We start from the raw sequence: 14891 nt of genomic DNA on the forward strand, positions 1-14891 counted from the left end.
ATTTTTCGTTCTTAAACGTAAACAAGAATATGTCAACTGCGTCGTCTGAAAATATACGATCCTATAATGTAAACAGCTTTTCACATGAGAGATAACACTATCGTCCTCGTGCAGCTTTAAAGTCTGCTTTGCAAAATCTGTGACTCTCGCCTATGTAAACTAATACAGGGATTTGCAGCTCCCAAACTATTGGAAGTCTGCTGTGGGAAGTCTGTTTACTATAGGATTAAAGATTGGGTTTTTCGAGCCATATAGACAATATCAGTAATACTGAAAAGGGAGATAGAAAATCCATCTCCCCCAATAGCATTACTGCATATCGTCAGGATGTTTATTGCTGACAGGTTGCTCCCCAGCAGTGCCTGTTTCCTCTTAACATCCTGACATAAAGATAAAAAATAAAAATTAATCATTAAAAAATTTGGATTTAAAATGGGAATCGAGGATGAACTTTATCTGCTGTGTTTTTATTCATTGACGTGGCTAATAGATTGGCAAACATTTCTCTTAGATTATCATTTTCTCCGGTAAAACGCATAGCTTCTATCATTGGTCCAGCAATATTTATAGGAGGTGTTGTTATATCTTCTTGAGGTATGTTTTGCAGTTTTTCAGACAATTTATTTTCTAACCATAGAGCAATTTTATCGTAACCCCACACAAGACCAGAAACAGGGGATAAAGCTATATTTACTAATTTAGTAATATTACCTAAAGCTTTTCCAATTTCTTTAGCAGCAGGTTGAACAACATCCTGATATATAGGAACAGCTTTTACTAATTCTGTGACTACTTCAACAGATTTATTTACCTTAGATTCATTAGCGCTATTATCTTCCATTATTTGTAAATTGAATAAACACAAATGTAATAAAAAATTAATCTATTAAAGTTGAAACCGCTCATAAATTGCCGCTTCTATTCTTTTACGTTGCTGGCGTTGGTTCAGCTTCTCATTCGAGTCCGAATTCATTGCCTTGGCCGAATCAAACAAGGCTTTGTCCATTGTATATTGACCTGTGATTTTACCTTTTTGGTATGCCTTGGATATCGGATGCTCCGGATCCTGAATATCCTTCAGGAATTGTTCCTCATTTTCCGGTTCTACCAGGTGAATGATTTCATGCGGTGGATAGCCCAGAACGCCGAAGGCCCGGACTTTTTCCAGAGTGGCGCTATTGTAATTCATATTCCTTTAGTTGTTCTTTGGTTAATACTACACCGTTCTTTTTCACTATACATGGTTTCCCTGCATTCCGGCAATAGCGGATATATCTTCGAACGTTCAGGTCACAATATCCAGGACCGAGATCTGCTACATAGGCAACACGTTCGGTCTGATCAGCTGCGATAATAGTTGTTCCGGATCCGGAGAATATGTCGAGTATGATGTGTCCGATCAGGCTGCAATCCATTATTGCATCCGCTACGAGTTTTACGGGCTTTGGAGTAGGGTGATCCTTGGTACTAACGTCTGCAGTCTTATTAAATGAACTCGCACCGGGATAATCCCAGACATTTGTCCGATATCGGCCTGTTTGTCCGAGCATGAAGTTATTTACATTACGTTCACGCCCATTCTTAAACACAAATATCAGTTCGTGATGTGCCTCATAGCCTGTTTGCTCAATATCTGTTATCCTGGCATCGAGTATTTCTTCCGGTAAATCCTGATTGTTTTGGAACATGAAGATCAGCTCATGTTTAGATCGGTAGAAACTACCCATCCCACCGTTAGTCTTATTCCAGACTATCATATTCTTATATTCCGAATAGACCTTTCCTGCAGCTCTGATCTCGAGTACATGCTTCCAGTCCATACAGACATAGTGAATAGAACCTTTAACAGAGTGCCGGATCAGGACTAAGAAGCATTTTTTCAGGAACTCTGTGAACTGTTCTTCCGACATTTCACCGACACCCATAGCGAATGTTTGTGCCTCATTTTTCCCGAATCCGGAGAATTGTTCCGGAGCCAGGTTGTATGGAGGATCGGTAAATACCATATGTGCGTATTGTCCTGCCATTAAACGGCCGATTACATTCACATCGGTACTGTCTCCACATATAAGCCTGTGTACGCCCAGCTCATAGAGGTCATCTACCTGAGTGATGGGATTCTTCGGAGGCAGATCGTTGAACTCGTCCTCTATGATTTCACGTTCTGCATCCTTACTCCGGGTTACCTGTTCAGCTGATGGGAGAGCTGTGTCCTCTATCGATGGCAGCTCATTGACCATAATATCTTTGTAGATATCCCCGAACTCTTCCTCCAGCTTCACGAGATCCCACTTGCCTGCATGCGTATTAGCTAGTAGCATGTATCGCTTGACTTCATCCTCAGTCAGCATCCGGGACGGAACACGAACGTCTATTTCTTCATCTATCCGGTTGCGCTCTATATAATACTCCAGCCTGCGATGGCCCGATATAAGGGCATTGTCCAGGTTGATGACCGGTGTATCTACCAGGCCGAACGCATCCATACTTTCCTCCAGGACTGTCTGGCCCTTCTGGTCCTTCAGCCTGGGATTGTAGTCCGAAGGGATGAGATCTCTCACCCTTCGTCTTTCAGTTGTCCATTTCAATTGATTCATTTAGCTTTATTTTATGATGTATTACAAAGCTATTCGAGGGGAGGGGAGGAATAAAGGACAACCAATCGAGGTGTTTTAGGATTCAATCCGATGCTTTTTGAGATATCCGATTTTAAGTATCGAAAAATGCAAATTTTCCGCTATTTTTAACATTTAAACGCGTGATATTTAACATATTGCGTCATATAACCCTTTTTTTGCCCTTTTTTGCATTACAAGCCGCCAACACAGCGGCACGGGCAGCGGGCGCATACTAATTTTTATTTTCAAAAAGTTGGAATATAACTTTGTTTGAAAATCAGGATTTTAGATATATAAAAAATATCATTCCTTTAAAATTGGAGTATTTTAGAATTAAAAAGAATACTAAAAGCAAAAAATAAGCCCAATTTTTTAGATTTATATATTTTACATCAACTCTATTATGATTTGACGCTTTATTTTGGCTTTTTCAAGGTTTTCGAGCCATGATTGAAGTTCTACTTCATCTTTGTACTTCTTTGTGTTTATTTGGCTGGTAATTCGTCTAATATTTTGATTTAAGTTGGTAATTTCATTCAGGAATGCTTCCGGGTTCTCTTTCTTTAATCTTATTAATTCATCACGCTGGGTTTGTTTATATCTGCTGTTGGCTGTTAATGAATGTATGTATAGAAATTTCCCGGTATCGTTGAATGATTGTAGTTCCTTGTGGGCCTGCTGGTTTCTGATATCAAGTAGAACAAATTCGTAGGCCTTTTCTGTCTGATCATCTAATATAGCATCAATCTCCTGCAGGCGATGGTAAGTGTTTACTCGGTCGTCATACAGGAGAATGCATAATTGAATATCCGAATCAGTGTAACTGGTCCAGTTTATTTTTTGGAATTCTTCGCTTTTGCTTCTTTTTTTTTATCAGCTGGAGCAGGTGTTTCGACCTTCGTTGATTTCACCGGTGTTTCCACTTTGGCTGTCTTTACTGATTTCGCTACTCCAGGTACTGTCTTTGGAATTTCTTCTTTCACTGGTGTGTCCAGCGCTTTACCTCCGGTACCATCTCCGGAACTGTTTTCTCCGGCAGTACTGTCACCATCGTTGTCGTTTTCATTTTCGCCTTCTTTGGCTGGACGAAGTGCAGCAAAGAACTTTTGTACAGCGACTTTTATATCTTCATCATCCTTAGTTGTAAGGAACTGGAGATAATCTTCGCCAATCTGTTCAATGTCTTCTTCAGTGAGGCCCAGCTGTTCGATTAGCAACGTTTTAACATCATCCAATGTTTTGACACCTGTAGATTCCGGTAACTTCACCTGTTCTTTTTCTGTCCGGTTTTCCAGTATTTCCTTCATTTCCACGACGCTCAGTAATTCGTAAAGCATCTGCCCATCCAAACGATCATATGAAAATTCATTAGCCCTTGCAAGTTCATTGATCAGTGCGTGAGAAGGAAAATGCTTATTGAATAATTCCAGGTCTTTAAAAAAGAACTTTTTATTTTTATGTCTTATAACAAGACTGTTTTTTTCTGCGAAAGATATTTTTCTCATATTTCAAATATTAAAAATAAAAGCCACATGATCGTGGCTTTTATATGTGAATACAATGGTTAAGCCCGGTGTACCTCGTAGAATGCATATCCGGACGAGCCGATTTTGCTTATATAGAAGCTGATCCGGTTACTTGAAGTCGCAACAAAATCAATCCCCTTCTGCAAAATAAATTTAGCTGAAGGACTTATTTTAGTTGCATTAGTGGATCCGGCTCCGAGTATTTCTATAACTCGCCCTACATCTGAATCAGACACACCACTGATATCAGTCAATACTTTTGCTGCAGTATTATCCGTCAATTGATATTGTGATTTTTCGGTTAACGTAAATGTTGTTGCATCTGCAGGCACATATGTCGGAGGTTCAAGGGGAAGCGGCCCTTTGTAAAACCAGAATGGATTTGGACATTCACCACCTGTTAATGCTGTAGCTATACCGGCAAGACCTCCTTCAAGTTCACCTATTGAGGTATAAGAGAGTTTTAAGCCCCCGGAGCATGGATCTCCTGCAATGAATCGTTGGCCATCAGAACAACGTTCCCAAACTACGAGAAAATCTAAACCAACATTGTCATATATCCATTGCAAGGTTTCCTCTGAAATACCCTCGATAATAGGATTAAGAACAATCTTACCATTAAATGGAGATTCTCCGGGTTCCGCATTCGGTTTTATAGATTGCGCTTTTGCATCCAAAAACTTAAAGAATGCACCGGGCTTCAAGACATTCGACAGAATTGCGCCTCGGATTGCCTGGGGGAAATTCAATATGTCTACATCTGTCATAAGAGCCAGGTAAATCCTGTATCTCATGGTATGCAATTGAGAATTTTTATCCCCTGTTTTTTCTAGATTATTTAATATCATATTTATTTAGTCTATTAAGAGATAGTAATATCCGGAGCCCTGAAGCTCCGGTATAAATTTAAGCTGAGACTTTACGTTCAAGCTCCAAGAAGTTTCCGGTAGGACGGGTCGCAGTGTAGGTTTCTCCATCTTCAGTCGTTTCCTGATAATCTTCCAGTTCAGCATATACTTTGATGTAATCCCCTACTTTGGTTGGAGCAAACTGAGATTGTATTTTTGCAAATTTGCCAGTTTTGTTGACTTTAGTAGCATTGTTCAAAGAGCCACACACGATTTTGTACACCCTGTCTTGCTCGAAGTTCTCTATATCAGTTATCACTGCAGCTGCAGTATTTTCTCCGGTAAGGAACAGTGTGTTCAGACTGCCGTCGATCTTCGATGCGTCCGGATCCAAATCTGTTGCCGGGAAGTTGGTGAATACATACTGATGCTTGAAGTTCGATTTCTTCAATAGCTCGAGGTCTTTATATCTCACTCCAGCCTGGCGAAGTCCGGACCCTTCTTTCCAACGAGACATAACGCCCAGAGACTCCCAGTCACGTTCAAAGTAGAACATTACCATTTCGTTCGGCCTATCCTCATAATTCTCCATATTACCCGGGAATGTAAGAATTACCTTGTAGTCGGTATTCTTCATATTTGGAACCCAGATGATTTTTTCCGGGGAGATATCGATAAGGCCTTCTTTTACTCCTGTGAAGTCATTGTCTTTACCATATTTGGCGCGGAACAAACGAGTGTAGGCTCTTTTGTGTTTTCCATTTGCATAGAAACTCATTCCTTCCATCGATGGCAGGATCTGTTCAACCCGATCGTATATTTCTTCGAAATAATCGAGTATTGTACTGTTATCATATGTTTTCATGTCCAGGAACGGAAGTACCTTGTATTGTTCTTCCACTCTTTCCACTGCTCTCAGGATACCATCTGCCCCAAACATGGCAGGATTGTCTTTTACATTTTGTTGTGGAACACGTACACCGATTACACGGCGCTGGTTACGTTCATTATGTAGGATCTGTCCGAAGTGAACCATGATCCATTCAATGAATGTCCACTTGATAACGTTGGAGCCTTCACGGTTCAGATATCCAATATATTGTTTCTCCAAGTCGATCAGGTCTTCAAATAAAAATTTGAACATCAGATCGTTTACTGCATAAATTTCAGCAGTAAAGTTTGCCCGGCCCTTATATATTTTGCCTTTACGGTATCCTTGGGATAGTTCCCCGAAGTGAGCTCCCGGAACAATTTCCTTGTTTTGCACATTGGAAACCATCGGGAAGATATGATCCACACTTGGGAGTGACCGCAAATAAGCCAGGATTATGTCGGTACGGCGAACGATGTATTCCCCAGCCTGTCCAAATAAGTCGGAATAATCGATTGATCCCTGGCCGGATACCAGCTTCTCAAAATCGAGAAGATCCAGCATATTATTCTGGTTCAGATAATCGACACGATTTCTCAACTCTGTAGAAAGTGCCGTTACAGCTTCTTTGAATTCAACACTTTGTTCCGGAGTGATATCGGCTTCCGATTCGTGTGCTTTTCTGGCTACCATCAGGTTGTTATACCACTTAGCCCGGGCGAAAGTAGGACTTTCAATTCCGAATAGGTATGCAGTAGAGTGTGCAGACAACCCTAAAGTGGTAGCAATAACCTGAGTAGATGGTTTCTCTGCCTTTACTTTCTCTAATGGGGTGTCGTCTTCAGGTTGCTTGCCAAGGTCCTCAATCGTCTGGCTCTGTTCCTTTACTTTTTTTGTTAGGGCAGGAACAGCTTCTTTTGCTGTCTTCGGAGCTTTGTCTTCTCCGAAGATTGAAGCCAGTTGCATTTGTTCTTCAGCTGAGAGAACACTCTGACTTTCTTCGTCATCATCTTCGTCTGCTTCTTTATCTGCAGCGAATGTCAGGCCATAGGTAGATTCGTACTCAGTGAAAAGCTGTTTTTGTTCGTCAGCTGTCAAAGAGCCGGCTTTCATCTTTTCACCGAATCCTAGTTTGCTAACTAAGGACATCAATCGCTTTTGCCATTTTTTTTTCATTTTCTATTTTTTAAAAGGTGAATAAATTGATTGTTTTTCTGTATGGAGAATTCTTAATAGTTTGACCGCACCTTCCAGATTGGTTATGGCATCTATCAGTCCGTTCTTTTCAGCATCCTGGGCATAAAAGTCTTTTCCTTCGATAATTCCTTCAACTGACAAATCCAGATTAGGTCTGTTTTGTTTGATAATGTTCTGGAAGTGGATGGCAAAAGGAGAAAGGGATTCTTCTATCAGTATTTTGGTATTACCATTCTTTGCTTCAGTATAAGCGAGGTTTTTATATTTGGATTCCGGAGGATAGACAGATATAAATTCCACACCCTGATTTTCGTACCACTTATCATCATTGATAATTTGATTGTAAACTCCGATATTTCCAATTACGCACATTGGATTGGTTGCAGTTAACCTGTCACAAAATGAAAGGGCATAGATACCTCCCGAACAACAATGCCCGTCAATAAGCCCGACACTTGGTTTTGTCCGGTTTCGCATAGCATCCTCCAGTTGGATGATAGATTGAGAAGTACCTCCGGGAGTATTGCAAAGAAGAATTGTTCCAATGATATTGGGTGATGCATCTGCTAACCTGATAAGATCTGCAATATCATCCATTCCATAACTCCACCATGAACTGTATTTAAACATTGAGCCGATAATGGGAATTATTGCTACAGAGTTTTCGTCCAGGTCAGCGAACGGATCTTTTTGGATATAGCTGTCAGCAGGAGTGACATATTTTGCACAACTGAGATTGTTTCCGGGTAGGAGGTTTACCCGGGATAATGGTTTGTCCGGTTTTTCTATTTTATCCGGATGCCTTAATATTTGAATAAGGCTATCCAAACTATTGAGTGATGATGGGTGCATCAATAGCTTGGATGATATGATTTCTTGTAAAAGGAGTTCAAACATTGCAATGAAGTTTTATGCAATGTTATCTATATAAGGAGGGGTTATAAAGGACTATTAAAGCGGTCTCGAAGCCTTAAAAGTAAGATTTACATATACCTTATCATCTTTGAATGTTAGTTCTGCAGGGTAGTCGAGAGAGCCGACTATAAATGCTCCGGCATCTGTGTAAAGCCGGATAACGTAATATCTTAGTGGAAACTTTATTATATATGATTCCTGAGTGAGCCTTATTTTGGCTGTTACAGTTTCATTTACTACTGGTCCGGCATCCGGAGTTTGCGATTGACTGCTATATTCAGCCTTTCCTTCAAGTATTAACTGGGTGAATGTTTTACCGGGTTTTAGCGTTACCTGGTCAGCATACATTTTATCGATGTCTTGAACATGGACGATCTCGAGCCTCTTACAAATTACCTTATTCATAGCATAATGTATTGTATATCAACAAACCCGCACTTTTGCCGCACTTTTGCCGCAAAAAAAAGGACAGGAAGGTAAGGTTTGTCGCTGTGTTTTAACTTTAATTAACTCACTCTTTTTATCTGGTAGCATAGGCCTTTTTTCTATTTCTTACTTTCTGTCTCCATCTTGAATAATTCTTTGTTACAGACTCCGAATCAAAGGACTCAATTCCTAGTTCAGCGACAAACATGAAGCCGGCGTCTTTGTAGGATATTCCTTCTTCGTGTTTTTTGTGATCCAGGTATTCATGTAAATCAGCGCGAAAGAAGAGTTTAAGTGACTTATTAAATAATTTTGCACCTTTCTTGCTGACATAGCTATATACTTCGGGTTTCTTGTTACCCTCTCTGCGGTGTGGAATAACTATTTCCAGATTCCCCTCTATTTCCTTAATATGACGGGGCCTTTTTATTGTTATAGAGGATAATATGTCATATAGATATATATTCTCTGGGATTCTAACTACGGATGTATGATTTCCATCCTTATCTTTCACTCCCCATTTACCTCGGAGATATTCGGCCAGATAATCTTCAATCGTAAATTTGGTAGTATGCATTTTCTTTATAATCTACTTAAAATATAATAATCAGTAAATAATAAAAATATCAATAGTTATTATTTTGTTGACATATACAAATGTAATAATTAATATAAATATTTTATAATCAATTTATTATATATTTAAAATATTAGGACTGAAAATCCTTGTGTCCCCGGTCCGATTCCTGGTGGCACCACTGAAACAAAATTGTAAAACGCTGTAATTGGATAAATTACAGCGTTTTACAATTTTAGTTGGGTAAACATAGGTTAAACATTTATTGGTGTGTTACACACTATTAATCCTTGTTTTTACTTTCTCTTAGTTGTTGCGCAATCTGGTAATGTTTATCTGATAATTCAAAATTACCAATAGCTGCATAGGCTTCAGCTAAATAATCGTGACAGGAAGCATGGCGGGGCTTCTGTTGGCAGGCTTTTATCAGGTCGGTAAGGGCTAACTCCGGTTCATCTACCTTAAGCCTGTTTTTTCCTCTGTTGTATAATGCCTTGAAAGATGATGGACTTAATTCTACAGCTCTGTTGAAACACTTCATGGATTCATAATAATCCTCCTGATCATAATAGGTAACACCTTTTCTAATCCATGCGTCAAGATAAGTAGGGTCTAAGTCTAGTGCTTTATTAAAGTTTGCCAGTCCTGCACGGTAATCTTTGTATGCGACAATACATTCATTACCCATCTGGTAATATTCTTGCGCCAATTTCTTTAAAGTCTCAGCCTGATTATATATCCTGTCTTGTAACTCCCTGTTTTTTGTTTTAAGTTTATTTATAATGCTCAGTTTTTTTCTTATATATCTTTGCTGTAATGGTTTCTCAATATCATAACGGGCATGGATGGCTTTAAAGAAGTGATTTAGGAAATCATCAAAATTTCCCTTATCAAATTGCTCTATTGCTTCTTTGTAAAGATAATTGGCACCTGATTCTTTCAGGGCTTTATTTATTAACTGCTGATTGTTGAATTGCTTACTGAATTCTACAATTTCAGGACGTATAAATATATCTGTCTTATTTATATTCTTTTTAAGTATAAGGCCTTCCAATGAAGTACAACGACTTAAAGCAACATAAGCTTGTCCTCCGGCAAATACCCCCCCGCTAAAATCCACAATCACATTATTAAAAGTAAGGCCTTGGCTTTTATGAATAGTGATCGCCCATGCCGCCTTCAGAGGCAGTTGTGTATAAGTTCCTATGATCTCTTCTTCTATCTTCTTTTCCTTCTCATTATACCTGTATCTGTAATTTCGCCATGTTTCCAGTTCCACTTTTACTTCAAAGCCATCGTCTTTGAGGACATATACATGCCCTTCTTCATCTATCCCCGATATAATACCGATAGTACCATTCACCCAACGACGGGGCCATTGCATATCGTTACGGATAAACATAACCTGTGCATGCTCCTTGAGTACTAATTCCTGAGCGGTAGGAAGTGATGATTCAGGGAAATCTCCTTCTTTTATACCATAACTTATAAACTCAGGAGTATTGAGTTCGCCCATCTTTTTTTCATTAATATAGTCGACATTGTCGCGTTTGGTAGCCAAAGTTATATACATATCCTCTTCCCGGGGATTAAAACCTGGGTTTACCCGACTATTGAGCAAAGTGAGGTCATTATTGTTCGATTTTCCATTTCTGATATTATTCAGAATAGTAATAAACTTTTCGTCTGTCTGGCGATAGATTTTAGTAAACTCGATGGGAACAAGATTTATCTCACGGAATACATTAGCTGAAAAGAAAAAAGCATTGTGGTAAAATTTGCTGATTATCTCTCTTGTATCGGGGGTAACAACTGGTTCGAGCTGAAACACATCTCCAACGAAGACGAGCTGTTTACCTCCAAAGGGAATACGCATATTATTTGAATAAACACGTAGTATCCTGTCAATACAGTCTACCGTATCAGCTCTTACCATTGATATTTCATCAATGATTATAAGTTCTACTTCCTGAATAATCTTTCTATGTTCTTTCCGGTACTTGAAGAATTCGAAGATACGACCATTAATCAGGCTTAAGTCGGCATCATCGGGAGCCATCGGCCTGAAAGGTAATTTGAAAAAGGAATGTAGTGTCGATCCTTCTGCATTTATAGCTGCTATACCTGTTGGAGCAAGCACAACATATTTTTTTCTTGTTGTCTGACAGAGATGCCTCAAAAAAGTGGATTTTCCTGTACCAGCCCTGCCTGTAAGAAACACTGACTGGTTGCTTCGTTCAATCAGGTCGAGAGCATTCTTAAATTCTTTATTGGATGTATCTATTGATGCTGTCATAATAATACAACAAAAATATACATAAAGTACAAAATAGGATTAAGATTGGCTGATTATTAATATCGCACAATTATACATAATTGCAATATTAAATTTAATCTCCTTGTTTATCAATTGTTAGTCACATATTAATGTATACTCATTCGTTTGATAATGAGTGTTTTATTTGTAAGCAATGCCATTGCTTTACAATGAAAAGCAACATTTTTGATAGCTTTTGACCATTTTTTTATAGCCCTAATGGTTTAATAAAAAGTTCTTTGTATACAGATTAATTTGTAATAGTAAAAAATAACCAATTTTCTAAATTCATACCATGATGAAAAAAATAAGAAAAATCTTTTTAATGTTCCTTTTCTCATACAGTGGGACTATTTATACCTGAGATCAGAGACAGAAGGAGTGTTAACGTCACAGACTAATAATAATCTTCTTAATAGACGTCGATCAAACTTAACTATTTGAAACATTAATATAACAGAATCTAAGAATGGAAGGCATGAAAAAATCACTTCTATGTGCACTCTTCCTTTTAATGTGCACGATTGTTCAGGCGCAAACCCTGACAGTACAAGGAAAAGTGGTTTCCAAAACTGATGGAGAACCAATTATTGGAGCTACAGTGCTGGATACTAATAAAAGAACAAATGGAACCATTACAGATGTTGAAGGTAACTTTACATTATCAGTTGAGAATGGTGCAGAACTTCTTATTTCTTATGTCGGATTTAAAGCCGTTCAGGTAAAGGCGGAGGCTATACTGAATATTGTTTTGGAAGAAGACCAGGAAATGTTAAAAGAAGTAGTTGTAACGGGATATACCACTCAGCGTAAAGCCGATCTGACTGGTGCTATCTCTGTAGTCAGTATGGATGAAATTGCAAAGCAGAATGAGAATAACCCGATGAAGGCTTTGCAAGGACGGGTTCCGGGAATGAATATTACAGCTGATGGTAATCCGAGCGGTAATACTACCATCCGTATCCGGGGTATAGGAACATTGAACAACAACGACCCTCTTTATATCATAGATGGTGTACCTACTAAATCGGGAATGCACGAATTGAATGGTAATGACATTGAGTCTATTCAGGTTTTGAAAGATGGGGCTTCTGCTTCTATCTATGGGTCTCGTGCTGCAAATGGCGTTATTATCATTACAACTAAGAAAGGCAAAAACGGGCAGTTGAAGATTAATTTTGATGCTTCTGTTGCTGCTTCCATGTATACCAATAAGATGAAAGTGTTGAATGCCGAAGGATATGGACGCGCTATGTGGCAGGCTTATGTAAACGAAGGACAGGATCCTAATACCAATGCTTTGGGTTATAAATACAATTGGGGATACGATACAAACGGTTATCCGCAGCTAAACAGTATCAGTATGTCTAAGTATCTTGACTCCGGCAACATAGTTCCGGCAGCAGATACAGATTGGTTTGATGAAACTACCCGTACCGGCCTCATCCAGCAGTACAATGTGTCAGTAAGCAATGGCTCGGAAAAAGGAAGTTCTTTCTTTTCTTTGGGTTACTATAAGAATTTAGGTATCATAAATGATACTGATTTTGAACGCTTTTCGGCTCGTATGAATACCGAATATAACCTGATCGGTAAAATGTTAACTGTTGGAGAACATTTCACATTGAACCGCACTTCGGAAGTACAGGCTCCGGGAGGATTCTTACAGAATGTATTACAGTTTAACCCTTCTCTTCCTGTTTATGATATCAATGGAAAATATGCAGGTCCGGTAGGAGGTTACCCTGACCGTGAAAATCCGGTTGCAAGATTAGACCGTAATTCAGATAACCGTTATACATACTGGCGTATGTTTGGTGATGCTTATGTAAATCTGAACCCATTCAAGGGATTTAATCTGCGTTCTACATTCGGATTAGATTATTCTCAGAAATCACAACGCATCTTTACTTATCCGATCACAGAAGGAAATGTTGCCAACAACAAGAATGCCGTGGAAGCCAAACAAGAACACTGGACTAAATGGATGTGGAATGCTATTGCCACTTATAATATAGAAGTAGGCAAACATAGAGGTGATGCGATGATGGGTACGGAACTTAACCGTGAAGATGATAGCTATTTCTCTGGCTATAAAGAAGATTTTTCTATTTTAAATCCCGATTATATGTGGCCAAATGCAGGTTCGGGTACGGCACAGGCTTACGGTTCGGGAGAAGGTTTCTCTTTGGTTTCATTCTTTGGAAAGTTGAATTATACTTATGATGATAAGTATCTGGCTTCTTTGACTCTACGCCATGATGGCTCTTCCCGCTTCGGGAAAAACAACCGTTACGCAACTTTCCCTTCTTTTTCGTTGGGTTGGCGTATGAGCAGTGAAAACTTTATGAAAGACCTCACTTGGATCGATGACTTGAAAATCCGTGGTTCATGGGGGCAGACAGGTAATCAGGAAATATCCAACATTGCCCGCTATACTATCTATGTCCCTAATTATGGTGTAACAGAATCGGGAGGACAAAGTTATGGAACGTCCTATGATATTGCCGGAACCAATGGAGGAAGTATTCTCCAGTCAGGGTTCAAGCGTAACCAAATAGGCAATGATGACATAAAATGGGAAACAACGACCCAAACCAATCTCGGGCTTGACTTTTCGGTTCTTAAACAGAGTTTATACGGATCATTCGATATGTTCTATAAGAAGACTACAGATATTTTGGTGCAGATGGCAGGTATTGCTGCAATGGGAGAAGGCAGTACTCAATGGATTAATGCCGGCGAAATGAAAAATAACGGCTTCGAGTTCAATCTGGGCTATCGCAATAAAACTTCTTTTGGTTTGAAGTACGATTTAAATGCAAATATATCTTCTTATCGGAATGAAATTACAGCATTGCCGGCTACTGTTGCAGCAAATGGAACTTTTGGAGGTAATGGTGTTCGGAGTGTGATTGGACATGCTAATGGTTCTCAGGTAGGTTATGTAGCCGATGGTATTTTCAAATCTCAGGACGAAATTGATAATCATGCAACACAGGAAGGTGCTGGTTTAGGTCGTATACGCTGGCGCGATCTGGACAATAATGGTGTGATTGATGAAAGAGATCAACAATGGATTTACGATCCTACTCCGTCTTTCAGCTATGGACTTAATATCTATCTGGAGTATAAGAATTTTGATTTTACTATGTTCTGGCAAGGGGTACAAGGCGTAGATGTAATTAGTGATTTGAAGAAAGAAACTGATCTGTGGAGCGGCCTTAATATAGGTTTCTTGAATAAAGGAGACCGTGTACTTGACGCCTGGTCTCCAACTAATCTCAATTCAGATATTCCTGCACTGTCACGTAGTGATTTAAATAATGAAAAACGCGTCTCTACTTATTTTGTAGAGAATGGCTCTTTCTTGAAGCTACGCAATATACAGCTCGGTTATAATGTTCCTGAAGACTTTGCTAAGAAATTGAAAATGAGTCGTCTTCGTTTCTACTTTAGTGCACAGAATGCATTGACTATTAAAAGTAAGACTTTTACAGGTGTAGACCCTGAAAATGCAAACTATGGTTATCCTATTCCGATGAATTTGACTTTTGGGTTTAATGTCGGTTTTTAATAAAATAAATCAGTTTCTT

Annotated in this window: 11 protein-coding genes; 1 reads left to right on the forward strand and 10 read right to left on the reverse strand. The window is 39.0% G+C overall.

Features of this window, described 5'->3' with window-relative positions:
• Nucleotides 1–427 precede the first annotated feature (427 nt).
• The 10 genes from HMPREF9455_RS06875 to HMPREF9455_RS06920 all read right to left on the reverse strand — a co-directional run bounded on the left by HMPREF9455_RS06875 (nucleotide 428) and on the right by HMPREF9455_RS06920 (nucleotide 11274).
• Nucleotides 428–841 (reverse strand): Abi-alpha family protein, encoded by a 414-nt coding sequence (locus HMPREF9455_RS06875; protein WP_006798910.1) that lies wholly within the window; start codon nucleotides 839–841, stop codon nucleotides 428–430.
• Nucleotides 842–886: 45 nt separating this feature from the next.
• Nucleotides 887–1189, reverse strand: a complete 303-nt coding sequence (locus HMPREF9455_RS06880; RefSeq protein WP_006798911.1) for a hypothetical protein — start codon at nucleotides 1187–1189, stop codon at nucleotides 887–889.
• On the reverse strand, nucleotides 1176–2597 hold the full coding sequence (locus HMPREF9455_RS06885; protein WP_006798912.1) for a DNA modification methylase: 1422 nt from the start codon (nucleotides 2595–2597) through the stop codon (nucleotides 1176–1178). Before HMPREF9455_RS06885 ends, HMPREF9455_RS06880 begins: the two co-directional genes overlap by 14 nt.
• Nucleotides 2598–3451: 854 nt before the next feature.
• Entirely contained in the window at nucleotides 3452–4123 is a 672-nt protein-coding gene (locus tag HMPREF9455_RS06890) for a hypothetical protein (protein ID WP_006798913.1), read from the reverse strand.
• Nucleotides 4124–4182: 59 nt separating this feature from the next.
• Nucleotides 4183–4938 (reverse strand): hypothetical protein, encoded by a 756-nt coding sequence (locus tag HMPREF9455_RS06895; protein WP_148401853.1) that lies wholly within the window; start codon nucleotides 4936–4938, stop codon nucleotides 4183–4185.
• A 112-nt stretch (nucleotides 4939–5050) separates the two neighbouring features.
• Complete coding sequence (locus tag HMPREF9455_RS06900; RefSeq protein WP_006798915.1) at nucleotides 5051–7039, reverse strand: hypothetical protein; 1989 nt, start codon at nucleotides 7037–7039, stop codon at nucleotides 5051–5053.
• A 3-nt stretch (nucleotides 7040–7042) separates the two neighbouring features.
• Nucleotides 7043–7957 carry a S49 family peptidase gene (locus HMPREF9455_RS06905; RefSeq protein WP_006798916.1) on the reverse strand — a complete coding sequence of 305 codons (915 nt, stop codon included), beginning with the start codon at nucleotides 7955–7957 and terminating at the stop codon, nucleotides 7043–7045.
• A 54-nt stretch (nucleotides 7958–8011) separates the two neighbouring features.
• Entirely contained in the window at nucleotides 8012–8380 is a 369-nt protein-coding gene (locus HMPREF9455_RS06910) for a hypothetical protein (protein ID WP_006798917.1), read from the reverse strand.
• Between the two features lie 115 nt (nucleotides 8381–8495).
• The gene (locus tag HMPREF9455_RS06915; RefSeq protein WP_006798918.1) at nucleotides 8496–8978 is read right to left on the reverse strand and encodes a hypothetical protein; all 483 of its coding nucleotides are present in this window, start codon (nucleotides 8976–8978) and stop codon (nucleotides 8496–8498) included.
• Between the two features lie 283 nt (nucleotides 8979–9261).
• Complete coding sequence (locus HMPREF9455_RS06920) at nucleotides 9262–11274, reverse strand: AAA family ATPase (RefSeq protein WP_006798919.1); 2013 nt, start codon at nucleotides 11272–11274, stop codon at nucleotides 9262–9264.
• A 499-nt stretch (nucleotides 11275–11773) separates the two neighbouring features.
• On the opposite strand from HMPREF9455_RS06920, the gene HMPREF9455_RS06925 reads away from it, so the two are divergent.
• Nucleotides 11774–14872 carry a SusC/RagA family TonB-linked outer membrane protein gene (locus tag HMPREF9455_RS06925; RefSeq protein WP_395858095.1) on the forward strand — a complete coding sequence of 1033 codons (3099 nt, stop codon included), beginning with the start codon at nucleotides 11774–11776 and terminating at the stop codon, nucleotides 14870–14872.
• Nucleotides 14873–14891 lie beyond the last annotated feature (19 nt).

This window comes from Dysgonomonas gadei ATCC BAA-286, from assembly GCF_000213555.1.
Taxonomy (GTDB): Bacteria; Bacteroidota; Bacteroidia; order Bacteroidales; family Dysgonomonadaceae; genus Dysgonomonas; species Dysgonomonas gadei.

What these genes read in the sequence shown, in the direction of transcription:
- HMPREF9455_RS06910 (WP_006798917.1), bottom strand. Translation starts at nt 8,380, where the DNA reads ATGAATAAGGTAATTTGTAAGAGGCTCGAGATCGTCCATGTTCAAGAC.
- HMPREF9455_RS06875 (WP_006798910.1), bottom strand. Translation starts at nt 841, where the DNA reads ATGGAAGATAATAGCGCTAATGAATCTAAGGTAAATAAATCTGTTGAA.
- HMPREF9455_RS06915 (WP_006798918.1), bottom strand. Translation starts at nt 8,978, where the DNA reads ATGCATACTACCAAATTTACGATTGAAGATTATCTGGCCGAATATCTC.
- HMPREF9455_RS06890 (WP_006798913.1), bottom strand. Translation starts at nt 4,123, where the DNA reads ATGAGAAAAATATCTTTCGCAGAAAAAAACAGTCTTGTTATAAGACAT.
- HMPREF9455_RS06885 (WP_006798912.1), bottom strand. Translation starts at nt 2,597, where the DNA reads ATGAATCAATTGAAATGGACAACTGAAAGACGAAGGGTGAGAGATCTC.
- HMPREF9455_RS06900 (WP_006798915.1), bottom strand. Translation starts at nt 7,039, where the DNA reads ATGAAAAAAAAATGGCAAAAGCGATTGATGTCCTTAGTTAGCAAACTA.
- HMPREF9455_RS06925 (WP_395858095.1), top strand. Translation starts at nt 11,774, where the DNA reads ATGAAAAAATCACTTCTATGTGCACTCTTCCTTTTAATGTGCACGATT.
- HMPREF9455_RS06880 (WP_006798911.1), bottom strand. Translation starts at nt 1,189, where the DNA reads ATGAATTACAATAGCGCCACTCTGGAAAAAGTCCGGGCCTTCGGCGTT.
- HMPREF9455_RS06920 (WP_006798919.1), bottom strand. Translation starts at nt 11,274, where the DNA reads ATGACAGCATCAATAGATACATCCAATAAAGAATTTAAGAATGCTCTC.
- HMPREF9455_RS06895 (WP_148401853.1), bottom strand. Translation starts at nt 4,938, where the DNA reads ATGAGATACAGGATTTACCTGGCTCTTATGACAGATGTAGACATATTG.
- HMPREF9455_RS06905 (WP_006798916.1), bottom strand. Translation starts at nt 7,957, where the DNA reads ATGTTTGAACTCCTTTTACAAGAAATCATATCATCCAAGCTATTGATG.